Source organism: uncultured Acinetobacter sp., assembly GCF_947624825.1.
Classification (GTDB): Bacteria; Pseudomonadota; Gammaproteobacteria; order Pseudomonadales; family Moraxellaceae; genus Acinetobacter.
The window spans coordinates 1-24,760 of record NZ_CANQLZ010000028.1; the positions used below are offsets into that span (position 1 = coordinate 1).

Here is a 24,760-nt window from a genome sequence, read left to right on the forward strand (position 1 = left end):
ATTAAATCTAGTTAAATTTTCATATTTCATGGGACTAGTATAAACAATTTTTTACTTTCGCAAGAGGTCTAATAAATTAAAGCTAAAGCATAGGATTTAAAATGAAATATAACGCGATTTTTGCTACGAGCATACTCAGCACTTTGTTATTGGTAGCTTGTGCCAAACCAGAAAACAGTACGCAGACCACCACTGCAACCGCTGCTACAAAAACATTAAATGTTGGTTCAGATTTAACTTTTCCACCATACGAATATTTGCAAGATGGCGTACCAAGTGGGTTTAGTGTTGAAATGATGGAAAAAATAGCCCAAGTTGAGGGAGGCTATAGCACCCAATGGGTGGATACACGTTGGGCCAATTTAATTCCAGGTCTAAAGTCGCAGAAATTTGATATTTTATTTTCTTCTATGTACATCACCAAAGAACGTCTTGAACAAATTGATATGATTCCGTATTACAAAACCGATATTGCCTTATTGGTGCGTCAAGACTCACAGGTGTTACCACAAGGACCCAATGATCTTTGTGGGCAAGTGGTCGGGGCGATGAAAGGTACAGCCTTTGCCTCACAAGTTCAAGAAATCTCAAAAGAGCGTTGCGTGGCACAAGGCAAAGCAGCCATTACTTTACGTGAATTTGAAACCTCCCCACAAACCACGCAAGCATTGTTGGCGCGCGCGGTAAATATTCAGTATGACGATGCAGCAGTTATGATGGCAGCAGTCAAAAGTTTGCCTGAAAAAGTCAAAATTAGCTCAACCGAACAATTTTTTCCAATTGTAGGTGGCATTGGGGTGCGTAAAGGCGATACCGCAACTTACCAAATGATTGAATCTGGCATAAACAAACTCAAAGCCTCTGGTGATTTTGAAAAATTGCTCAATGCTTATGGCCTACAAGCGCCAACAGAGGCAGACATTGCTGCTGTAATGAACAAATAAATACGCTATTGGGAGAGAAAAAAAGATGTTACAACAAGCACAAATTGAACAATTTCAGCGTGATGGATTTTTGCTGGTTGAAAACGTGATGGGTCCTGAACAACTCAGTGCATTACGCCATCAGCTAGAAAACTGGGTGGATGAAAGTCGAGCCTATACAGACGCCTATGGAGAAACGATAGATGGACGTGCACGTTTTGATATAGACCCAAGTGACCATGATGCTGATCATCCTGCGCTCAGACGGGTCAGTTCACCCACTGAAATTTCAAAAGCGTATTTTGATACGGCGTTAAAGTCGGATATGGCGTATATGGCAGGTCAATTGATTGGCGGCAATGGCACTCGTTTTCATCATAGTAAGGTCAATGCAAAATTACCGCACACTGCCACTACCGTAAAATGGCATCAAGACTTTGCGTTTACCCCACATACCAACGATGACATGATTACCGCACTTTTGATGGTGGGTGAAGTCACGGCTGAAAATGGTCCTTTGCAAGTCATTCCTGGTAGCCATAAGGGCGAATTATTTAATCATTGGCAAGATGGACGCTTTAGCGGCAAAGTTGAAGATTGGGTTGAAGCACAGCAGTGTCAAAACTATGTATCTTGTACCGGTGCTGCAGGTTCGGTGTGTTTTATGCACACGCGTTTATTGCATGCATCAGGTGCCAATCATACTCCATTGCCACGTTATTTGTTTATTAGTGTTTATGCCGCCGAAGACGCCGTGGCATTATCTGATAACCCTTTACCGAGTGTACATCAAGGGCAGTTGGTATATGGGCTAGAAAGTGGTCAAGTTCGCATGACGGCTAATCAGTTAAAAATGCCACAAAAGCCCAAAGGTGCTTCATTTTTTGTACAACAAGCAGGGCTAGAGTTGGCCTAGTCTAGACTCAACCTAAGAGCCTCAATTGAGGCTCTTTTTTTGTTATAACCATCGAGAATAAACTAAACCAATTTTATATATCTTACTTTCGCTTGGTTTTTGGTAAGTATAGGCTTGCTTGATTGCACAAGTCAGTGTAAATAGTTGAGCTCGCTCACTTTATAAACCTAAATGCTAGGCTTGGTCTTTGATTTATTGCACTTGTAAGCTTAGCAGCAGGACTGGTTACTTAAGATGCTTAATTCCTTACTGCGCTTTCCTTTATGGTCCATTGTTCCACTCATCTTCATCTATCTGCTCTTAGGGATAACTGCACGTCATGCAGATGTAGAGCATCATGCTGCGATCATCACTTTAACGGTATTTTTAACAGCGACTTGGTTATGGATTTGTAGCAAATTTGATGAAACCTATATTGCTGTGTTAGCAGTTTTTATTTTAATCACTAGTGGTACGCTTAAGGAAACAGCCTTATATTTGTCTTGGGGACAAGACATCATATGGCTGTTAATTGCAGCTTTTGTCATTGCAGCAGGCGTGGTAAAAACAGGGATTGCCACGTATTGCTCAGCTCAGCTTTTACAATATGCGCACAGCCCGCGTATGTTATGTTATACGCTCAGCCTTTTTATTGTGTTCTCGGCATTTATTATCCCGTCAACTTCAGGTCGTGCGGCAATTATTTTGCCGATTTTTTTAGCTTTGCTTGATCGCTTACACAATCATCCACATCTGATTAAAGCATTGTCTTTATTATGCCCCTCGATTATTTTATTGAGTGCAGTGGCTTCTTATTTTGGTGCCGGCGCTCATTTAATTACCAATCAAATCTTATTAGATCAAGGTTATGCCAGTTTTAGTTTACTCAATTGGCTGTGGTTAGGTTTGCCTTTTGCCTTGATCTCTTCATTGGCCTGTACCGAATTAATTTTACGCCTGTTTACGACAGCCCAAGATCGCAGCTTATCCCTTAACTTATTAGAATTTAACCCGCTACAACATAGCTCGGAGCAGCTTGGCTTATCATCTGAACAAAAACGTATTGTTGGTATTTTAGCCTTAATTTTAGGTTTATGGTTTTTGGAGCCATGGCATCATATTTCAACCACTATGGTTGCGCTATTGGGTGCTTTGCTTATGGCAACGCCGGGCATTGGCTGTATTAAATTTTCTCATGCCATCAAGAGCGTGCCTTGGTCATTGTTAATTTTTATGGCAGCAACATTGACAATGGGAGCCGCCTTAATTGAAAGTGGCGCTGTGACTTGGCTGACACAATCCTTTTTTGCACAGATGGATACCACACATTGGGCGGCCCCCGTCATTTTCACCACTGTCATGATTGTGGTGTCATTGTTTGCTCATTTATTCATTCAATCACGCTCAGCGCGTTCGGTTGTGTTAATTCCAATTGTAGTCAGTTTGGCACCACAATTTAATGTATCGCCTGTTGCTATGGCTTTTGTCTCTACTGCAGCAGCAGGTTTTTGCCATTCACTCACTTCATCGGCAAAACCAATTGCAATTTTTCATCAAACTGAAACACAGTCTATGTTTAATTCGCAAGATTTACTAAAATTAAGCTTTTATTTAGCACCCATTATGTTTGTGTTGCTATTCATTTTTACATTCTTGATTTGGCCACTTATGGGTATGCCAATATGGATATCGACTGAATAATTTGATGTTTTATGCATACCAATGTTTTGAAAAATATATTAATTTTACCAAGTGGTTTTAAAGAATCTTTAAGCGCAACACAAGTGGCTGAAGCGATAAAAATTGGTGTGGCGAACGCTTTACCCACTGCAATGATCAAAGCCATTCCTATTGCCGATGGCGGGGAAGATACTGCGCATATTTTAGCACAGCAGACCCAAGGTAAAATTATACATACAAGCATTACAGGGCCTTTAGGTCAGCCCATTGCATCTTATTTTGCAATGTTAGGTGGACGTCATCAGCATATTGCTGTGATTGAAATGGCCGCTGCTGCAGGGTTAAAACTGATTCCTTTGCAGCAACGTAATCCTATGCTCACCACAAGTTTTGGCGTGGGTGAATTGATCAAAGCTGCACTTGCACAAGGTGCGACAAAAATTATTATTGGTTGTGGTGATTCAGGGGTCAGCGATGGTGGAATGGGCGCATTACAAGCTCTAGGTGTTCACATTACCGATCACGCACAGCGAGAAATTCATTGGGGTGGGCAAGCTTTACAAGAGGTGGTCAAGCTTGATTATTCCGGCTTAATTCCTCAGTTGCGACAACAACAAGTACACATCACACTTGCATTAAATCCATTTAATATTTTATGTGGTCCTCAAGGGGTGGCGCCTGTTTTTGCGCCGCAAAAAGGGGCATCGGTCGCGCAAGTACAGCAATTATCAGCTGGTTTTGAACATTGGGCCAAGCAGCTTAAAAAAAATCATTTAAACCCAATACAAAATTTTGATTTTGCTTATGCATGTGGCACCGGTGCATCGGGAGGATTAGGCGCGGGTTTAGCTGCAATCGGCGCAAGCTTGTGTCCACGGTTTGAAGTGTTTTTAAGTCAAGATCTTTTAGGTCATGATTTAGACGCTCAAATACAGCATGCTGATTTGGTGATCACCGCAGAAGGTGCAATAGATTGTCAAACGCTACGTGGAAAAGTCCCCGCAGAAATTGCGCGTCGGGCAGCCAAATATGATACACCGGTGATTGCATTGGCCGGCACATTGGGGCATGACGCGCACGATGTCTATGACATTGGTATAGCTGCAATCAGTTCAATTGTGCCGCGTCCTATGTCTCTTGAAGATGCCATCACTCAAAGTGAAACTTTAGTGATACAAGCGACTGAACGTTTAATCAAAAGTGTGTTGTTGGGGATGAAAATCGCACAGCAACATTATTCTACCGCTGAGAGCCTAGTTTAATTTTTTCGCTTGAATTGATGTTGTTTTACATCACCACACAGATGAGATACAGCGGCCTAAGATATACACATCTTTTCCCAAAAGATCGATGTGCAGATCTTGGTTCATGATTTAAGCTGAATATTTAAGTAAGTTTTTATCGGTTTGATAGTCTTTGTATTTACGCTGAATATCAATATGCTCGGCAATGTATTTGGCATCGTGCCATACGCCCCAAATAAAACTTGACCCTCGGCCTGTTAAATAAGGTAAACCTAAAAAATACACCCCACGTTGTGGTGAAATACCCTGTTTATGAATGGGTTTGTTGCATTCATCAAAAGCATCTACTTGTAACCAACTAAAATCATAACCAAAACCCGAGGCCCAAATCACCGAGCTAATATTTTGCGCGGCTAAATCGAGTGCTAAGAGAGGTTGAGTTACACATTCAGGATCAGGCAAGAGTTGACGTGCTTGCGGCTCAGCGGGCAGATCTAAACCATTGTTTTGAATGTAAGCATCGGCTTCATCATAAAAGGCCAATAGTGCAGTATCAGCTTCGTCTAGATTGTGTTTTAAGTTGTCTTTAAACTCAACCACTTGCCCTGCAAAGGCTTGTGTACTACCGAGCAAGGTAATACCTTGTTGGGCTAGCACACGAAAATCTACATTTATGCCACCATGTGCACCACTAACGGCAAAGCCTTTTAACGGTCCTGTATCGGTGCGCATAAAGCCCCAACCCCCAAGTACCCCTAACCACCACACATTGTCACGATTACGGTAGGTGCGTGGTGGGCGTTCATGGCGTCCTACGGATAAGTAGACTTTTTTGCCCGCCCGATTAAGCTCATCGGCAATTTGTACACCAGATGAACCAGCACCAATCACCAATACTCCACCTTCAGGTAATTGCTGTGGGTTTTTATATTGGTCTGAATGAATCTGATAAAATTCTGGCTGCTTAGGCGCAATCGTTGGAATAACAGGTTTTTGAAAAGCACCAGTGGCGGACACAATATGTTGTGCGTATAGCATTCCTTGCGATGTTTCAATGGTGTAACCGAGTTGATTTGGGGATTTATAGACTTTATTTACAGTAACTCCGGTATGGATGGGTAAATTAAACTTGCTTGCATACTGTTCGAAATACTCAGCCACTTGATCGTGATGAACAAATGCATCGGGATCTGCATTAAATTCCATATTCGGAAAACGATCATGCCAACATGGACCATTGGCCACTAAAGAGTCCCAACGCCGTGTACGCCATGCTTCGGCAATACGATTTTTTTCTAGCACCACATGTGAGATGCCTAAGCGAGTTAAATGTTCACTCATTGCAACACCCGCTTGACCGGCACCAATCACCACTGTATCCACATGTAAACGATCTAATTTCATTTTTTATCCTATTGTCTTAAGCCTAGAGCAACATAATTGCTATTTTTATGGTATTTAAAGCCAATGACTTTAAAAATAATGTTATGGGTATGGCTTTAATATAGGGGCTTGTGATTGCTTTAGAAAATCATATAAGCAAAACATATACATCAAAAAAACCGAATTGCTTGTTTTTTATAAACTGCCTATAACTAGATCAACAGATCACTTCACACTCAATGATATTCGGCAGTTTGTTATTAATTTTGCTTAAAAAAATAAATGTGCCATATAGCTTAGGATAAAAAATGAAATCACGCGCAGCAGTTGCATTCGCTCCTGGTCAACCCTTACAGATTGTAGAACTTGATGTTGAGCTACCCAAAGCGGGGGAAGTTTTAGTCAAAATTACGCATACAGGCGTGTGCCACACCGATGCTTTTACTTTGTCCGGTGATGATCCAGAAGGTGTATTTCCTGCCGTACTTGGGCATGAGGGTGCAGGTGTTGTGGTGCAAGTGGGTGAAGGTGTGACAAGTGTTGCGCCAGGTGATCATGTGATTCCGTTGTATACGGCAGAATGTGGTGAATGTATCTTCTGTCAATCTGATAAAACCAATCTTTGTGTAGCAGTACGTGCAACACAAGGCAAAGGTGTCATGCCAGATGGCACAACTCGTTTTTCCTATCAAGGGCAACCGATTTATCATTATATGGGCTGTTCAACGTTTTCAGAATATACTGTGGTTGCTGAAGTTTCTTTGGCCAAAGTCAATCCGCAGGCAAACCCTGAACATGTGTGTTTGTTGGGCTGTGGTGTCACCACCGGGATTGGTGCTGTACATAACACTGCAAAAGTACAATCAGGTGATTCTGTAGCTGTATTTGGCTTAGGCGGTATTGGTTTGGCAGTGGTACAAGGTGCACGCCAAGCTCAAGCAGGTCAAATTATTGTGGTAGACACCAATCCTGAAAAATTTACATTGGCCAAAGAATTTGGCGCAACGCAGTGTTTAAATCCAAAAGACTATGACCAGCCCATTCAAGAGGTCATCGTGGAGATGACCGGTTGGGGCGTAGATCACTCATTTGAATGTATTGGCAATGTCAATGTCATGCGTGCGGCGCTTGAATGCACGCATCGAGGTTGGGGACAATCGGTGATTATTGGCGTGGCAGGCGCAGGGCAAGAAATTTCAACCCGACCTTTTCAATTGGTGACAGGGCGCACTTGGAAAGGTACGGCTTTTGGTGGGGTTAAAGGTCGCTCACAATTGCCTTTAATGGTCGAAGATGCAATGAAAGGCGATATTCAACTGCAACCTTTTGTGACCCATAGCATGCCACTTGAGCAGATCAACAAAGCATTTGATTTAATGCATGCCGGAAAATCCATTCGAACAGTGATTCATTTTTAAAACGATCAATTTAAGATCATTTTAAAAAGCACATTTAACTAAAAGATGATCTTTTAATTTTTAACAATCGGTAAAAATGATGGTTGTAATAACAAAGATCGTTTTTACTTTAGCCTTAAAATTAATTAGTCTTTTAAGATTGGATAAGCGTAGGGAAAGGAGAGAGTTCTTACGCTTTCCTACCTTATTTCTGCGTCAATATTCATTGATGTCCTGATGAGCAACTTTATACTGCGATCGGAGTATGGTTGTTTTACAGCCATTGCGTTATGCTTTTGATCTATAAATACATATAAATACACATAGGTTAAATAATAACGTGCTAGACGTGCTAATTAAAATGAGTGGGGGTATTGGTCTATTTTTATTGGGCATGAGTCTAATGACTGATAGCTTAAAAGAAATAGCAGGCGAACAATTGCGCCTTTGGTTAGCACGTTTTACCGGTTCTGCTTGGAGCGGTATGCTCTCGGGTATCGGTTTTACCTTGGCTGTGCAATCTTCAACTGCCACTACATTGGCGACCATTGGTTTTGTCAGTGCCGGAATTTTAAGCTTTTCTCAAGCGATTGGTATTGTTATAGGTGCCAATATTGGCACCACCAGTACAGGTTGGATGGTGGCTTTTTTAGGGGTTAAATTTTCAATTACGCATATTGCCCTGCCGCTGATTGCTATGGGGGCTATTTTAAAGTTACTGACGCATGGACGTAGTGCACTTGTGGGGCTGATTGTAGCCGGTTTTGGCTTACTGTTTTATGGCATTGATTTATTGCAGGTGGCGATGTCGGGTTTTGCAGCTCAGGTAGATTTATCACCGTTTGCTGGGACCAGTGTATGGACGCAATTGGCATTGGTGTTGGTTGGCATCATCATGACCATTTTATTGCAATCCTCAAGTGCCGCGGTGACCGCTACATTAGCGGCGTTAGCCAGTGGTGCAATTGACTTGGGTCAAGCGCTAAACTTAGTCATTGGGCAAAATATTGGTACGGTTGCTACAGCGGTTTTAGCGGCCATAGGCGCAAATATGAGTGCGCAGCGTACCGCGGCTGTGCATGTTATTTTTAATGTGATGGCGGCATTCTTGGCTTTTGTTTTGCTAAAGCCAGTATTTTTGTGGTTATTTACACATACTGCGGTGTCTAAATGGGATCATGTGGTGATCGTGGCAGCTTTTCATACCGCATTTAGTGTATTAGGTGCGTTATTTATTTTCCCTAATTTAAAGCGTTTTGAAGCACTGCTTATACGTTTGTTACCTGAGCGACAAACGTCTGTTTTAACTGTGCTTGATCACGCCAGTTTATCTGTGCCTAGTTTGGCCATTCAAGCTGCCAATCAAGTCATGCGACATACTTTATTAAGTTTATATGGGTTTTTACAAAACATACTGCATCAAGCTCAAGCCCCAAGTCAGCATCAGTTGCAGCAACTTGACCAGCAAATCGCTGCTTTGCAACGTTATTTGGCTGATATTCCTATATCAGAAGATGGCCCCGAACGTCGTAAACTGACCAATTTATTGCGTATGATGGTCTATATTGACGTACTACGTGGCGATGTCGATCAGCCGCAATATCAAGTGTTATTGGCACATGAAACTGATTTATCCACCTTACGCTTAGATTATGAGCATTTGGTACAACGCCAAATTCAATATTTAAAGCAAGAAACCAACAGCATTGTAGATATAGAACGAGATTTATTCCATTTAAAGCAATGGACCGATGCAAACCGCGGTCAAATTCGTGAACACTTAATGCAATATGCAAGTCAGGCCAATATGACAGCGGCAAAAAGTTTTGATTTATTGGCAGCTCAGCGTTGGTTAGATCGCACCATTGCGCATAGTCAGCGTTTAGCCAAAGTCTTGGCAGAGCACCAAGCGCCATAAGTTGTGCATAATGTTGGCAAAAACAGCAAATAAAAGCCTTACGATTTATCTTTATATAGCGCAGCGTTACAATACAGCTTTACTTCACCTAGACGACACAAGTTATGCAACAGCGCATTCGTGACCTGATCCAAGTATTAAGCAGCAATATGTTTGAACGTGAACAGATGATTGCATTGTGTGTCTTAGCTGGAGTTGCAGGTGCAAATAGTTTTTTATATGGCGCACCGGGTACAGCAAAAAGTTTGATTTCACGGCGCATTGCAGCGGGTTTTGAAGTCTCAGAATATTTTGAGTATTTAATGAACCGCTTTAGTACGCCTGAAGAGTTGTTTGGTCCGGTGTCTTTAAAAGCCTTAAAACAAGACCAATACACGCGTAAAACCGAACACTATTTACCCAAAGCTGAATTTGCTTTTTTAGATGAAATTTGGAAAGCCAGTCCGGCAATTTTAAATACGCTACTCACTTTACTTAATGAAAAAACCTTTAAAAATGGCGATGTGGTACAACAAGTCCCACTCAAAGTACTCATTAGTGCCTCTAATGAAATTCCACAATCCGATCAGGGTTTAGATGCGCTGTATGATCGCTTTGTGTTACGTTTGCATGTTCATCCCATTCAACAACAGCAACATTTTTTTCAATTATTACAAGCAGCTCCAAGCAGCAATAAAATCAAAGTCAGCGATACGCTAAAAATTAGCCGCGATGAGCTGCTGACTTGGCGTGAACAGATTTATCAAGTGAATCTGCCTACCAATGTATTGCAGGCTTTTATGCAGATTCGTCAGCAATTACAGCACGAATTTTTAGATCAACAGATTTATATCTCAGATCGTCGTTGGCAGCGTATTGCTTATTTAATTAAGGCAGCGGCTTTTTTAAACGGGCGTAATCAGGTCCTCATCAGTGATCTATTTATTCTTAAACATTGTTTATGGAATCAGCCACAAGATGTTGCCTTTATTGAGCAACTTTTAGAGCAGGTGTTGTTATCACAAGGCTTAAACCATGAATTACAGCTTGAGCATTGGATCAATGAAAAAGAACAGCTTGAACAAGAGATTTTAAATCACTTTTATTATACCGATGACGTTTACTACAGTTATTTAATTGGCGGGCATGACTATTTACATGCGGTGACCAATTTAGATCATCATTATAAAGACCAAGATTTGTATTTGTCTTTAGATCACATGGGCAGCAATAAAGATTTCTTTGCAGTGGATGCCAAAGGTGAAGAAATTCGAGGCATTGTATGTAACTTTAATGGCACACGCCAATGTACCTTAAAAGGCGGATATTACGGCTTAGAAGAAGTTGTCACCCCAAGTATTAAATATCCTAAAGGCAGTCTGCGTCAGCATTTAAAAGCACAACAACAGCAACAACTGCAACAGCGTTTAGCTGATATTCAAACCCAGTTGTTACAAGAACAACAGACTTTAAAGCAACGTTTTACTCTGCAAAAAGAAGATTTTAATTCAATTTTTGTCGAGCAACAGCATCAGAACGCCTTGATTGAATCGATTGAAAAACAGCTACAACGTTACCAACTGCAATTACAAGATTGCTTGCGTTTGGAACAATTATGCCAAGCTTAAACACGCCTTTGACCCTCACCGCAGCCACTGAACAATTATGGGATAGCCTTGCCCAATCGAGCTTAAAACATTATTTATGCGATCAAAAAGTGATGCAGCATGTTGAGCAAAAAGTGCAACAATGGGCCTATCAAGCCAAATCTAATTTAGATCAGCAACATCCGTATGTGCACGCAGAGCAAGATTTAGCGCATTGGCTCGGCTTAGACCAAGTGAGTTTGGCAGATTTTCAGCAGTTACTGCAACATTATCAAAGTTTTACTCAATAATTAGGTTGGTCAGATTTAGGTGATTTTTGGCAACAACCACAACAGTTGCCACGTTTACAAGAGGCTGCTTTTCGGGATTTGCAATTTCAGTTACTGCGTGATAAATGGCAACGTAAACTGACTGAAGCAGTGGCTGCATGGGAATTTGAGCAATTGGCCTTGCAGCGTGATGTATTTTTAGATGATATGAAAGAGTTTTTAGCCAGTTTGCAACGTATGGCCAAACACAAAGACTCTTTAGGGTTAGATACCGGTATTTTTATTGACTATTCCAAAGGAAAACTCAGCCCACAGGATGTAGATCAATTTCAACAGTGGTGTGAATATTTAGAACAAGATCGTGAGTTATTGCGCTTGGCAAAATGCTTAGGCTCGGCACAACCGTCTAAATATCCACGTCGGGCAGCTCATCTGCAATTGCCACCCGATGCCCATGTTGCTGTACAAACGCATCAGGTACATGAAGCGCTTATAGGGATACAATTGGCACGCGATTTAAAAAATACTTTGCCGCAAGAATTGGCCTTATTGGCAGATCCTGATTTAGAAATTTTATTTGATTTAAAATACTTAGAAGAAAATTTAATGAGCTTTAGTCTACAAGGCACAAGCCAAGCTAAAGTCATTGATCAGCCGCAACAGCAAAAAAAACAATTGGGGCAAAAGGGACCCATGGTGTTGTGTTTAGATACCAGCGGTTCTATGCATGGACAGTCAGAGCTGATTGCCAAAGCTTTAAGCTTATTTTTAGCCATGCAGGCGATGCAAGATCAGCGTCCTATGTATTTAATTAATTTTTCTACTCAAGTGACTACGTTACAACTGACCCAAGCGCAAGGCATAGACGACTTATTGCAGTTTCTAAGGCAATCTTTTTATGGTGGGACAGATATTATTCCAGCTTTAACACATGCTATTGAAATGCTGGAGGCAGCTGACTTTTCTCATGCGGATGTGGTGGTGGTGTCTGATTTTATTATGGGACATTTACCCGAAGATTTAATGCAACATATAGAAACGGCCAAGCAACAGGGTCATGGTTTTTATGCCGTTGCAATTGGTAATTTTCGTTTTGACCATTTGAACTTAGGTTTATTTGATCATCAGTGGATTTATCAAGCAAAAACAGGGCAAGTGATTGAATTAGTGCATCAATAAGCCATATAAATCCACATACAAATTTGTAAACACATCTAATGTCAAAAAATCAAATCAAGCTCATATCAATCCATATCAAAGTATATACATCGCTTAGTTTCTGATTTACCTAAAAAAACACTGTATTGGTTGTGTATTTTTGAGTGTGTTACAAGGCTTTACACGCGATATAGGTGTATTCAATTTTAGTTGGGCTATGCTAAATGAAAAATCATAAGCCTTTGAAAATTAGTATCAAAAATAATATAGAGTTGGGTCAGTATTTTATAAGGCGTGCAAAGACACATATCTATAGCATGTATTCACTCTATAAAGCGACTTTATGACGAGTAAAAGAGTATTCAGTGCTCACATAAATATGAGCTAAGTATATGAAGATTGTTGATAAATAGCTTTAGATGAGTGTTTTATGCACATAAAATGATAATGCACTCTTTATTTGTTAAATTAAACTAAATTTTTTTTACAAAAAAAAACAATTAAAAGCTTTGAAAACGAGATTTTTCACCTTTTATCGCTCATTTTTAAGACAAAATAGCTATACTGCACTTTATATATATGAAGCAAATCTTAATAAAGATTTAAAATATCTTAAAAATATTCGGATTTGAGGGCAATATTGTTTTAAAAAAAGTGAATTTATTTAGTTTTACTTAATTATATATAGACCTTATAAGCATAAATTATCAAAAAAGTGACACAATTATCATTTATAGATAGAATGAACCCCAAAATGGTTACATATCATTTACATTAAAAAACAAGGTAACAGGGGTCAATAATGAACAAAGTATTTAAAACTGTTTGGAATGCATCTTTAGGGGTGTGGGTTGCAGTATCGGAAACAGCCAGCAGTCAAAAAAAGGGTTCAAACAAACTTAAAAAAGCAGCAGCCAATGCGGTTGCAACTGTGGTTGTAGGTACAGCTGCAGTCGCAAGCACAGGTGCAATAGCCTATGATAATGGTTATGGTACGACAACTGGTACTGGTACAATTGCAATAGGTAGTGTACAAGGTAATGCAACTGCAAAAGGTAATAATACTACCGCATTAGGTACAAGTGCTAGTGCTTCTGGGCAAGGTGCAACCGCGATTGGTGCAACATCAAAAGCTTCTGGACAAAACTCTACCGCGATTGGTCAGACTTCTCAAGCGGATAATGGTTCAACAGCAATTGGCGGTCTAGCAAAAGCTTATGGTGCAAGTTCAACAGCTATGGGCACTAAAGCTGAAGCGCATGGTGACAACAGTATTGCACTTGGTTCTTCTAATAAAGCAGAGGGTACAAATTCTATTGCTATTGGTGCATCAGCAACAGGTGATTATGCTATTGCTGTAGGTGGTGCAGCTTCTGAAAGAGGTGCTGTAATCGTTGGTACAGGTAGTGTTTCAGGCAAAAATTCAGCAGCTGTAGGTTATGATAACACCATTACTCAAGAGAATACATTTATCTTAGGTACTGGTATTACCAACGAGATGGCAAATAGCGTTTTATTAGGTGCACATTCTGAATTGTCACTCGTTCATCTAGAAGAAGATGTCAAAATGGCAAATTACACATATAAAGATGTCGATGGTAAGATTCAGGTTGCGAAAAATGACATTACTTCTGAGGGCTTTGAATTTTCTGGTATGACTCCCGATAATTCTGTAGGTGCAGTAAGCGTTGGTGCGGTGGGAGCTGAACGTCAAATTCAAAACGTAGGTGCTGGTCGTATTGAATCTAACAGTACAGATGCAGTAAACGGTTCACAGCTTTACTATGTACTCTCTAAAGCACAACAAGCACTCTATGATGCTAATCTACCAATTAACTTTATTGATGGAGATGGTAATAAGGCGACTGTTAATTTAGGTGATACCTTTAATATCAAAGGTGCTGAGCTCGCTACTGATGGTGCTGGCAACCATACCCTGACTGTAGATGCAGCAGCGGCAGCAGCTTGGAACTTAACGGCAAAAGATGCTAACGCACTTCCTACTGCTCCGTCAAAAACAACAGAAATTACAGGTAAAAACAACACTGTTGAATTTGTTGGTAGCAATAATGCTGTAGTTAGCCAAACTGAGTTAAAAGACACTGCTGGTAATGTGATTGGTACTCAAGTTAATGTTGAAGTGGCTGATCAAATCAACTTAAGCAAAGATGGTGGTTTAACGATTGCTGGCGTTCCTGAGTTAGACCCTGCTACTGGTGCTCCTTTAGTAGATCCAATTACAGGTCTTCCTGTTTATGAAGCAGGTAAAGCGCCAATTACTATCAATCAAGGCAATGTAAGCTTTGGTGGTAACCAATTGCATGATGTTGCAGCAGGTCAAGACGACACTGACGCTGTAAATGTCAGCCAACTTAAGGATGCATTAGATACTTTAGGTGGTGGTGCAACGGTTAATGCAGATGGTTCAATTAATGCCCCTAGTTATACTGTAGGTGCTGGCAATACAATTGTGAATACCGTTGGTGCTGCGATTGACGTATTAAACCAAGGCTTTACTCTAACCTCTTCAAATGCAACAGGTACTGCTGCGGGTGAGCAAATCCAAGCAGGCGACACAATTGATATTACTGTAACTAAGGAAAACAATAACTTAGTTGCAAAACAAGATGGTAGTACAATTGAATTTGCCTTGGCTGATAAGATCAACTTAAGCAAAGATGGTGGCTTAACGATTGCTGGGGTTCCTGAATTAGACCCTATTACTGGTGCTCCTTTATTAGATCCAATTACAGGTCTTCCTGTTTATGAAGCAGGTAAAGCACCAATTACTATCAATCAAGGCAATGTAAGCTTTGGTGGTAACCAATTGCATGATGTTGCAGCAGGTCAAGACGACACTGACGCTGTAAATGTCAGCCAACTTAAGGATGCATTAGATACTTTAGGTGGTGGTGCAACGGTTAATGCAGATGGTTCAATTAATGCCCCTAGTTATACTGTAGGTGCTGGCAATACAATTGTGAATACCGTTGGTGCTGCGATTGACGTATTAAACCAAGGCTTTACTCTAACCTCTTCAAATGCAACAGGTACTGCTGCGGGTGAGCAAATCCAAGCAGGCGACACAATTGATATTACTGTAACTAAGGAAAACAATAACTTAGTTGCAAAACAAGATGGTAGTACAATTGAATTTGCCTTGGCTGATAAGATCAACTTAAGCAAAGATGGTGGCTTAACGATTGCTGGCGTTCCTGAATTAGACCCTACTACTGGTGCTCCTTTAGTAGATCCAATTACTGGTCTTCCTGTTTATGAAGCAGGTAAAGCACCAATTACTATCAATCAAGGCAATGTAAGTTTTGGTGGTAATGTCTTACAAAATGTTGGTGCTGGTGTAAACGCAACTGATGCTGTAAACGTAAGCCAATTACAATCTGCAGGTTGGAACATCATTGCTCAAGATAAAGGCACTGGTAACCTAACAGAAAATGCGGTAAATGGCGACAAAGACGCTAACACCAGCGCTGTACAGTTTAACGGCGACAACAATATCTCTGTATCTCAAAAGTCAGAAGTATTAGCAAATGGTGATACCAAGACTACGATTGAAGTAGAACTTGAAAAAGATATTGATTTATCTGCAGCCGGTTCTTTGAAAATTGGTGATACATTAGTCAATAATGCTGGTTTGACACTTGCTGGTGCGACAGTAGGCAGTAATGTTTATGGTCCAATCGTGATCAACCAAGGTAATGTAAGCTTTGGTGGTAATCGCCTGCAAAATGTTGCAACAGGCGTTGATGGCACTGATGCAGTTAACGTTGACCAACTTAAAGACGAAATTGGTAAAGCAGTTTCTGATTCTGGTTGGACTTTAACCACAGCTGGCGACAGTACAACTGCTGAAAAAATCAAACCAAATGATACTGTTGATTTCTCAGGTGATAAAAACATTACAGTGAGCAATAAGGATGGTGATGTTACCATCGCATTAAACCCACAAGTTGACCTGACTAAAGATGGTTCACTAACGATTGGTGATACTGTTGTAAACAACGACGGTCTGACAGTTGCAGGCAATGGTGTTGCACAACTTGATGCCGCAGGCAATGTAGTTCGTGATCAAGACGGTAATGTTGTTTATGCAACTGGTAAAGGTGATATTACTGTAGAACAAGACAATGTAAGTTTGGGTGGTAACCAAATTAACGATGTTGCGCGTGCAGACCAAGATCATCAAGCAGTCAACTTAGGTCAGTTAAAAGATGAGCTTGGTGGTTTAGAAACAACCATTAATAATAATATTAATGAAGCAGGTTGGAGTCTAGGCAATGCGGTAGTACTTGATGCCAATGGCAATCCAGTGCTCGATGCAAATGGTAATCCTGTAACCACAGCAAAAATCAATCCAAATGATCAAGTTGAGCATAAAGCAGGTTCTAACAATGTGACAGTGGGTACAACTGTACAAAAAGTTCAGCTTACCGATGCAAATGGTCAGCCTGTTGTAGATGCAGCGGGTGAACCAGTGATGATTGATAAAGCAACAGTTACTGTTGATTTAGCTGATCAAATCACTTTAACGGGTGACAACGGTAGCTTAACCATTGGTGCAGGCAAAGGTAACAATGCGATTACCATCGAACAAGATAATATCAGCGTTGGTGGTAACCAAATCCATAATTTAGCGGCTGGTACAGACGGTAAAGATGCTGTAAATGTGGATCAGCTCAAAGGTGCAGTGAATATCTTTGGTGGTGGTGCAGCAGTAAATCCAGATGGTTCAATTAAAGCACCAACTTACAATATTAATGGTGGTTCTTATGACAAGGTAGGCGATGCATTAGGTGCGCTTAATCAAGCAGATATTGATTTAGGTGACCGTGTAACGAACCTTCAACAATCATTTAACAACCGTATTGATGATGTTGAAGATCGTATGAGTGCAGGTATTGCATCAGCAATGGCTTTAGAAACAGCACCTTATGTACCAGGTAAATATACTTATGCAGCAGCAACGGCTTACCACAATGGTCAAGCAGCATTGGGTATTACTTTACGTAAAACAGCAGACAATGGTCGTTGGTCATTAACTGGTGGTGTTGCAACAGGTACAGAAGGCGATCCAAGCGTACGTCTTGGTGTAAGCGGAATTATTGATTAATCCCTTTGGGATTAATCAACTCCCCTGAACAACATTGCATACAGTTTACAAAATTAAGAGAGATCAACATGAATTTATTAAAAAAGAGTGCACTACTTGTTGGCTTAATGACAGCTTTTGGCCTAACACATGCGAACGTAAGTTCTGACGTACATGTTTACCCAGGTTACGCAGCAAACAACACAGCAGAAGAAGTAGACTTTCCTGAAATTAAAGAAAGCTATTTAGATCAAGTACATCGTTACGAAGCTGTAGAAGCGCTACAGATGAACAATGGCTTAACCAAAGACCAAATTCGTCATATCTTTGGTCATCCAAACTTCTCTGAAGGTTTATTCAATGTACGTACATGGAACTATGTATTGGCATTGCGTCAACCAGGTACGCAAGACTACAAAATTTGCCAATTACGTGTAGATTTTGACAAACAAGATGGTGATTACATTGCAAAAAGCCATTACTGGAAAGGTGCAGGTTGTCAAGCTTTAGATAAGCCTCAAGTAATTACTGAAACTGTCGTTAAAAACGTACCTGTAATTGTTGAAAAAGAAGTGTTACCTGAGCCAAAACAACATGTGAACGTCGTGTTTAACTTTGACCGCTCGGATGCAGGTAACATTGTAGGTGGCGTTCAAGATGTACGTACCCTTGCTAACCAAATCATTGCAGATCAACCGCCTATGGTTTATGTAGCAGGTTATGCAGACCGTTTTGGTAATGCAGCCTACAACAAACGTTTATCTGAAAAACGTGCTGTGACTGTGACTCAATTGTTGCAAGACTATGGCGTTGATGCTTCAAAAATTAAACTTGGTGGTTTAGGTTCAACAGAACAATTTAAACGTTGTGAAGGCGCTGCAAAAAGCCCTGCATTGTTGAAATGTTTAGAAGAAAACCGTCGTGTAGAAGTGAAATGGTAATTTAATCACCATACTAAAAACCCCTTGAGCATGATGGTTAGTGCTCACCTTAAAGGTTTCCTTCGGGAAGCCTTTTTTTTCGACTATTTGCTAATACTTTAAAGTATAAAACTCACTTATCCTTGTAGAGATTTTTTTTAAATTCAAATGGATAAGGCTATGGAGTTGCGTCATCTTAAATACTTTGTGACAGTGGCTGAAGAACAGAGCTTTACCAAAGCGGCAGAAAAATTATTTATCGCACAACCACCTTTAAGTCGACAAATTCAAAATTTAGAAAATGAGCTGGGTGTATTATTATTTGAACGTGTGAGCCGCCCATTACAATTGACGGAAGCTGGGCAATTTTTATATCAACATGCAGTCAAACTCATTGCAAATGCTGAAGAAGTTAAATCGATGACCAAGCGCGTGGGTATGGTAGAACGTACTGTACGTATTGGCTTTGTCGGTTCACTTTTATACGGTTTATTGTCACGCATTGTCTATTTTTACCGTCAGCAGTATCCACAACTTAAAATTGAACTCATTGAAATGACCACGACGCATCAAATTCCTGCCTTAAAAGAAGGACGGATTGATGTAGGCTTTGGGCGTTTACGTGTCTCTGATCCTGCAATTCGTCGGGTATTGTTACGTAAAGAGCGTTTAATGCTTGCGGTACATGCAAGCCACTTTTTGGCTCAGCAAAAGCAAGGGATATATTTAGCAGATTTAGTCAATGAAACTATTTTTTTGTATCCTGCACAACCAAAACCGAACTTTTCTAGTCAAATTGTGAATTTATTCTCTGAGTATAGTCTTGAGTTGAAAAATTTTCGTGAAGTGCGTGAAATTCAGTTGGCGCTTGGTTTAGTGGCAGCAGGCGAAGGGATCTGTATTGTGCCAGAGAGTGCAAAAACCTTGCAATTAACTCATCTGCATTACATTCCTATTTTAGATGAAAACGCCATTAGCCCTGTGTTTATGGCCACACGCTGTATGGATGAAAGTGATGATATTAAGGCACTTTTTGATTGTATTTACCAAGTTTATGATTTAGAAGCCATTCATTATGATCGTGCAGCTTTTTAGTCAAATATTTGGGCTGAATACTGATTTCATTTTTTGTTTTTTACAAAACAAGCACTATGCTTTTAAAGGTTGCAATACAATCACATTGGGCTCAATGGGAATGATTGAGCGCTTAAATTAAAATATAAGCACTTTGATTGCATGAATTATGGACCAGCATGTTGTTGTAATACATGTTGCCACAACGCCTCAATTGATTCACGTTGGGTTAAATTTAATTTAAGTAAAAAAATTTGTTGTTGCGGGTAGGTTAATGTTGCATCACATATGTTTAATATACCTTGCTGTAATTCTGTTTCAATGGTTAAACGTGGTAACCATGCAATGCCGCGTCCTTGCATTACTAAATCTTTAATATTATTGGCATTATCAGTTTCATACTGAAGTTGTGCTTGTAGTTGATGCTGATCTAAAATTTTTGCGACCAACTGCTGTAAATAGGCATTTGGACTATAACTGATCAGGGGAAAAGGTGTATGAATGTCAAATTGAGATTTACCTTGTGCATCGCTGAGACACACCGGCACAATGTCGGTCGTGCCTAATTGAATAGATTGGAAAATGCTTTGGCTGACAGTTTGCAATAAGCTGTGATCGGCATAACAGAGCATAAAATCACATTGACCTTGTTTAAGGCGTTGCATACCTTCAAACACGTTAGTCGCTTGCATATGAATTTTAAAGTGGCTGATATTACTTGGGAAAAATTGTAAAAAGTGCGAAAAAAACTGTGACGTCAAAGAATGTGCTACCGCAAAGCGAATACTCAGATTATTTTCTTTTTGCATATTATTGAGTAAAGTGATGGTGTCGTTAAGCTGTTTGGCCATGGTTTTAGCACTGTTGAGTAATACCAAACCTGCTTCAGTAAATTTTAAATCTTTGGCATGACGCTCTAAAATTAAAAAGCCCAATTGTTGTTCAAGTTGTTGAAGACGACGGCTAAAAGCCGATTGACTGAGGCAGCGTAAGCTTGCAGCACGCGACAACGAACCCGTTTGTTCAATTGCAATTAAATCTTCAATCCAACGAATTTCAAGATGCATGATCAATCCATGTTCAGCATAAGCAAAATAGATGAACGAGTATGCAAAAAATGCATACTTAAAGCAATAAATGCATTAGTGCCTTTGCCAAAGGTAGAGGTAGCATAAAGTTATACCTTTGAGAAGTAAAAAACCATGAGCAGTTTACATATGCGTTTAGAAAAAGATCTACTTGGCACTAAACAAGTGAATGATGCGCATTATTATGGGATTCAAACCTTACGCGCTTTAGAAAACTTTGATTTAACCTCTAGTAAGCTTTCGAGTTATCCTTATTTTATTCAAGCACTTGCAATGGTGAAGTTGGCTGCTGCTGAAGCAAATTATCAATTAAAGCTCTTGCCCGAAGCTAAATACCAAGCCATTAAATATGCCTGTGAACAACTCATGCAAGGTCAATTTTTACAAGAGTTTCCATTGGACATGTTGCAAGGTGGAGCAGGGACTTCAACCAATATGAATGCCAATGAAGTGATTTGTAATATTGCTTTAGAATACATGGGACATGCCAAAGGGCAATATCAATACTTACATCCTAACAATGATGTCAACATGTCGCAATCTACCAACGACGTTTACCCAACTGCGATTCGCTTGGCTTTGTTGGGTGATCTAGAACGCTATCAGCTGCGTTTAACTGAGATAGTAAACAGCTTAAAAACCAAAGCTTTGGCTTTTCATGATGTGCTTAAAATGGGACGTACTCAATTGCAAGATGCGGTTCCCATGACTTTGGGTCAAGAATTTCATGCGTTTGCCAGTATTTTGCAGCAGGATTTACCACTTTTGGCAAGCCTACCTGAATTACTTGGACGTGTGAATTTAGGCGGCACCGCGATTGGAACAGGCATTAATGCACCCGCGCATTATCAAGAATTGGCTTTAGCAGCATTAAGTCGGCTCACTAATAAAAACATTCAGGCTGCACCTGATTTAATTGCAGCCACTTCAGACATGGGAGATTTTGTTTTAGTTTCAGGTTACTTAAAACGTACAGCAACCAAGCTGTCTAAGATCGCCAACGATATACGTTTGTTGTCGAGTGGACCTCGTGCCGGACTCAACGAGATTCATTTACAAGCACGCCAACCGGGAAGTTCAATTATGCCGGGTAAGGTTAATCCTGTGATTCCAGAAGCCATGAATATGGCAGCCTTTCAAGTGATTGCCAATGATTTAGCCATTACATTGGCAGCAGATGCAGGTCAGTTTCAGCTCAATGCTATGGAGCCGTTGATTGCATTTAAACTGTTTGATTCACTAGATGTGTTACAACGTAGTGTGCAGATGTTTGACCAATTGTGTATTCAAGGCATCCAAGCCAATGCAGTGCAATGTCGTAACAACGTAGACAATTCAATTGGTATTATTACCGCACTTAATCCATATTTAGGTTATGAAACTACAACGCGTTTGGCGCAAACTGCACACGAAACTGGACAGCGCATTTTAGATTTAGTACGTACCGAAGGGCTACTTTCAGAAGAGGTGCTACAGTACGCTTTATTTGTTGATCAAATGTTGCAACCACCATTAGAGTTGGCAATTTAGTTGTTTTTGCGATAGGTGCTTGGATAAACCGGGCGTGAGGCTTGCCAAAGCCCACGCTTTTTGCGCTTGGCTGTATCTTGTAACGCTAAAAATTGCGCTTTTAGTTTAGGGTCGCGAATATAATCTACATAGACCCATGCTGCACCACGTTTGACCAATTCTTGATTAATGTCTTTGCCACGGCGAATGATTACCCCCACTTGGCGTCCATAACGATCATTGTCGGTAATCTCTACGCGTACCCAACGCTTTAAAATCAAGCCACGTAAAATTTGAGTGGATTCTTTGCCATAGGCTTGTTTTGATTCTGGAGCATCAATATAGGCTAAGCGCATTTTACTTTGTGAGCGACGCAAATTGAAACGTTGGCAGGTAATGGTATCGCCATCACTGACATGGATGACTTTACACCAATAACGTTGTCCTTTTTTAAAGGGTTTAAATTTGACTTTTAAATAACGCGTGAGGTGTCGCCAAACCCAAAGGCATAATAAACATAAAAAGAAGCCAAAAGCGGTTAGTAACCAAGGAGAAAATTCAAATGCAGTCATAAATAGCGTAATCAAGTGGTATATCACAGCCAAAATGGCTGCTAAAGTCCACTGAAATAAAGAAAAATAATGTGAAAATTTAACATAGATTGTTTGTGTGAGTTGTAGTGCTTAAAAAGACTGCTGATTTTTTAAGCTTTTAATGTTGGGTAATTATATTTAAATTTAATGAAAACAGTATCTTGTTTGACGAAATAGACATAGTTTTCTTTTGAAATTTTTGCTATTGTTTGAGCCAATTACAATAACCAACACCTCATTTTAGGCAAAAATAGTTAACAACATGCCCAAATGAATGACAAAAAGGACATAGCGATGCTAGGACAAATGATGTTTCAACCTTTGCTGATCAGCAGCATGATTGAACACGCCGAATGTTATCATGCCGATACTGCAATCATCTCCAAAAATACCGACACCAGTATCACCCACACCACATGGGGTGAAGTTGCTCACAATGCCAAACGTTTTGCGCAAGCACTCGGTGCTTTAGGCTTAACTCAAGGGCAACGTGTGGCAACCATTGCATGGAATAATCATCGTCATTTAGAGGCATGGTATGCCATTTCAGGCACCGGATTGGTCTGTCATACCATTAATCCACGTTTGTTTCCTGAACAAGTCGAATTTATTGTTAACGATGCCGAAGACCAAGTCATTATTTTTGACAAAACATTTTTACCTTTAATTAAAGCGGTTGAAGATAAAATTCCCACCGTGCGTCATCTAATTTGTTTAGATGCAGTAGATGCCAATATTCAAGCCCAATTGCCGCATGTACATTTTTATGATCAATTAATTGAGGCGCAAGACGGGTTACTTAAATGGCCTATTTTTGATGAAAATTTAGCAAGTTCTTTATGTTATACCTCAGGCACCACCGGTTACCCGAAAGGTGTTTTATATAGCCATCGCTCAACGGTATTACACAGTTATGCGATTGCCTTACCAGATTCTATGAATCTCTCGGCGCGTGATGTCATGATGCCAGTCGTGCCGATGTTTCATGTAAATGCATGGGGCACCCCTTATGCCGCTGCTGCGGTGGGTACAAGTTTAGTGCTCCCCGGACCACAACTAGATGGCAAAAGTTTGGTTGAGTTAATTGACCAATTTAAAGTCACTTTGGCATTAGGCGTACCAACCATTTGGCAAGGTTTAATGGCAGCTGCAACTGAAATGGGCAGTCAGCTTGAAAGCTTAAAGCGTAATATTGTTGGTGGATCTGCTTGTCCACCAAGCATGATGCAAATTTTTAAAGCGCGCTTTAATTGTGAAACGATTCACGCATGGGGCATGACTGAAACCAGTCCACTCGGTACCGCCAATCAGCTTAAAGCCAAACATGATCACTTGCCTGAAGAAGAGTGTGCCAAAATTCGCCTCTCGCAAGGGCGCCCGCCTTTTGGTGTGAGTTTACGCTTAACCCAAGCTGAGCAAGGTACTCAAAGCGTGGCGCATGATGGTAACACTATTGGTCATCTGCAAATTAAAGGTCATTGGATTATTGAGCGCTACTTTGCCAAGACTGAATTAGCCACGACATCAGATGGTTGGCTAGATACAGGCGATATTGCCACTTTAGACCAAGATGGTTTTATGTGTATTAGTGACCGCTCCAAAGATTTAATTAAATCGGGTGGAGAATGGATTTCATCCGTTGAACTTGAAAACATTGCCATGGGACATCCTGAGATTAGCATGGCAGCTGCAATTGCTGCAACGCATCCAAAATGGGATGAACGTCCTGTATTGATTGCCATGAAAGTTGCCCATAGCAGCCTAACTGAAGCAGATGTATTAAAGTACTATCAAGATAAAATTGCCAAATGGCAGATTCCAGATCGTATCATCTTTGTGGAGAGTATTCCTTTAAGTGGCACTGGAAAAATGCTCAAACGTGAATTACGCAATATGTATGAAAACGTGCTACTTGAACAAAATTAACATGAAAACAGGGGGCTTAAAGCCCCTTTTTTTATTGTGTTTTCTATAAATTTTTTAAATATTAAAAGCGGTTAAATGATTTTGGATCGC

General features: G+C 40.3%; 17 protein-coding genes. 14 read left to right on the forward strand and 3 right to left on the reverse strand.

Annotated elements, in window-relative coordinates; translation table 11 throughout:
• The first annotated feature begins 101 nt into the window (after positions 1–101).
• The 4 genes from Q0017_RS07975 to Q0017_RS07990 all read left to right on the forward strand — a co-directional run bounded on the left by Q0017_RS07975 (position 102) and on the right by Q0017_RS07990 (position 4,760).
• The gene (locus Q0017_RS07975; RefSeq protein ID WP_298145067.1) at positions 102–944 is read left to right on the forward strand and encodes a transporter substrate-binding domain-containing protein; all 843 of its coding nucleotides are present in this window, start codon (positions 102–104) and stop codon (positions 942–944) included.
• 25 nt (positions 945–969) lie between these two features.
• Complete coding sequence (locus Q0017_RS07980; RefSeq protein ID WP_298145070.1) at positions 970–1,839, forward strand: phytanoyl-CoA dioxygenase family protein; 870 nt, start codon at positions 970–972, stop codon at positions 1,837–1,839.
• A gap of 234 nt (positions 1,840–2,073) precedes the next feature.
• Complete coding sequence (locus Q0017_RS07985) at positions 2,074–3,519, forward strand: SLC13 family permease (protein ID WP_298145073.1); 1,446 nt, start codon at positions 2,074–2,076, stop codon at positions 3,517–3,519.
• Positions 3,520–3,530: 11 nt separating this feature from the next.
• The gene (locus Q0017_RS07990; RefSeq protein WP_298145076.1) at positions 3,531–4,760 is read left to right on the forward strand and encodes a glycerate kinase; all 1,230 of its coding nucleotides are present in this window, start codon (positions 3,531–3,533) and stop codon (positions 4,758–4,760) included.
• A gap of 111 nt (positions 4,761–4,871) precedes the next feature.
• On the opposite strand, the gene Q0017_RS07995 is transcribed toward Q0017_RS07990, so the two are convergent.
• Positions 4,872–6,146 (reverse strand): NAD(P)/FAD-dependent oxidoreductase, encoded by a 1,275-nt coding sequence (locus Q0017_RS07995; protein WP_298145079.1) that lies wholly within the window; start codon positions 6,144–6,146, stop codon positions 4,872–4,874.
• A 287-nt stretch (positions 6,147–6,433) separates the two neighbouring features.
• On the opposite strand from Q0017_RS07995, the gene Q0017_RS08000 reads away from it, so the two are divergent.
• The 8 genes from Q0017_RS08000 (at position 6,434) to Q0017_RS08035 (ending at position 19,575) form a co-directional block, all read left to right on the forward strand.
• Positions 6,434–7,543, forward strand: a complete 1,110-nt coding sequence (locus tag Q0017_RS08000) for an S-(hydroxymethyl)glutathione dehydrogenase/class III alcohol dehydrogenase (RefSeq protein WP_298145082.1) — start codon at positions 6,434–6,436, stop codon at positions 7,541–7,543.
• Between the two features lie 319 nt (positions 7,544–7,862).
• Complete coding sequence (locus tag Q0017_RS08005; protein WP_298145085.1) at positions 7,863–9,440, forward strand: Na/Pi symporter; 1,578 nt, start codon at positions 7,863–7,865, stop codon at positions 9,438–9,440.
• Between the two features lie 104 nt (positions 9,441–9,544).
• Positions 9,545–11,047 (forward strand): AAA family ATPase, encoded by a 1,503-nt coding sequence (locus tag Q0017_RS08010; protein WP_298145088.1) that lies wholly within the window; start codon positions 9,545–9,547, stop codon positions 11,045–11,047.
• On the forward strand, positions 11,035–11,316 hold the full coding sequence (locus Q0017_RS08015; RefSeq protein WP_298145091.1) for a hypothetical protein: 282 nt from the start codon (positions 11,035–11,037) through the stop codon (positions 11,314–11,316). Before Q0017_RS08010 ends, Q0017_RS08015 begins: the two co-directional genes overlap by 13 nt.
• Positions 11,317–11,361: 45 nt before the next feature.
• A complete protein-coding gene (locus Q0017_RS08020; RefSeq protein WP_298145094.1) occupies positions 11,362–12,474 on the forward strand; it encodes a VWA domain-containing protein in 1,113 nt (370 codons plus the stop codon).
• A gap of 781 nt (positions 12,475–13,255) precedes the next feature.
• Positions 13,256–17,581 carry an ESPR-type extended signal peptide-containing protein gene (locus Q0017_RS08025; RefSeq protein ID WP_298145097.1) on the forward strand — a complete coding sequence of 1,442 codons (4,326 nt, stop codon included), beginning with the start codon at positions 13,256–13,258 and terminating at the stop codon, positions 17,579–17,581.
• A gap of 68 nt (positions 17,582–17,649) precedes the next feature.
• Complete coding sequence (locus Q0017_RS08030) at positions 17,650–18,501, forward strand: OmpA family protein (RefSeq protein WP_298145101.1); 852 nt, start codon at positions 17,650–17,652, stop codon at positions 18,499–18,501.
• Positions 18,502–18,660: 159 nt separating this feature from the next.
• On the forward strand, positions 18,661–19,575 hold the full coding sequence (locus tag Q0017_RS08035) for a LysR family transcriptional regulator (protein WP_298145104.1): 915 nt from the start codon (positions 18,661–18,663) through the stop codon (positions 19,573–19,575).
• Between the two features lie 146 nt (positions 19,576–19,721).
• Here the strand turns inward: Q0017_RS08035 and Q0017_RS08040 are convergent, their stop codons facing one another.
• A complete protein-coding gene (locus Q0017_RS08040) occupies positions 19,722–20,621 on the reverse strand; it encodes a LysR substrate-binding domain-containing protein (RefSeq protein WP_298145107.1) in 900 nt (299 codons plus the stop codon).
• Positions 20,622–20,756: 135 nt separating this feature from the next.
• Here Q0017_RS08040 and Q0017_RS08045 point away from each other — a divergent pair, with 135 nt between their 5' ends.
• Positions 20,757–22,172, forward strand: coding sequence for an aspartate ammonia-lyase (locus tag Q0017_RS08045; protein WP_298145110.1), 1,416 nt, complete (start codon positions 20,757–20,759; stop codon positions 22,170–22,172).
• On the opposite strand, the gene Q0017_RS08050 is transcribed toward Q0017_RS08045, so the two are convergent.
• Positions 22,169–22,723, reverse strand: coding sequence for a thermonuclease family protein (locus Q0017_RS08050; RefSeq protein WP_298145113.1), 555 nt, complete (start codon positions 22,721–22,723; stop codon positions 22,169–22,171). The two genes, Q0017_RS08045 and Q0017_RS08050, sit on opposite strands and share 4 nt — an antisense overlap.
• A 315-nt stretch (positions 22,724–23,038) precedes the next feature.
• Here Q0017_RS08050 and Q0017_RS08055 point away from each other — a divergent pair, with 315 nt between their 5' ends.
• A complete protein-coding gene (locus tag Q0017_RS08055; protein ID WP_298145116.1) occupies positions 23,039–24,670 on the forward strand; it encodes a long-chain-fatty-acid--CoA ligase in 1,632 nt (543 codons plus the stop codon).
• The last annotated feature ends 90 nt before the right edge of the window (positions 24,671–24,760 follow it).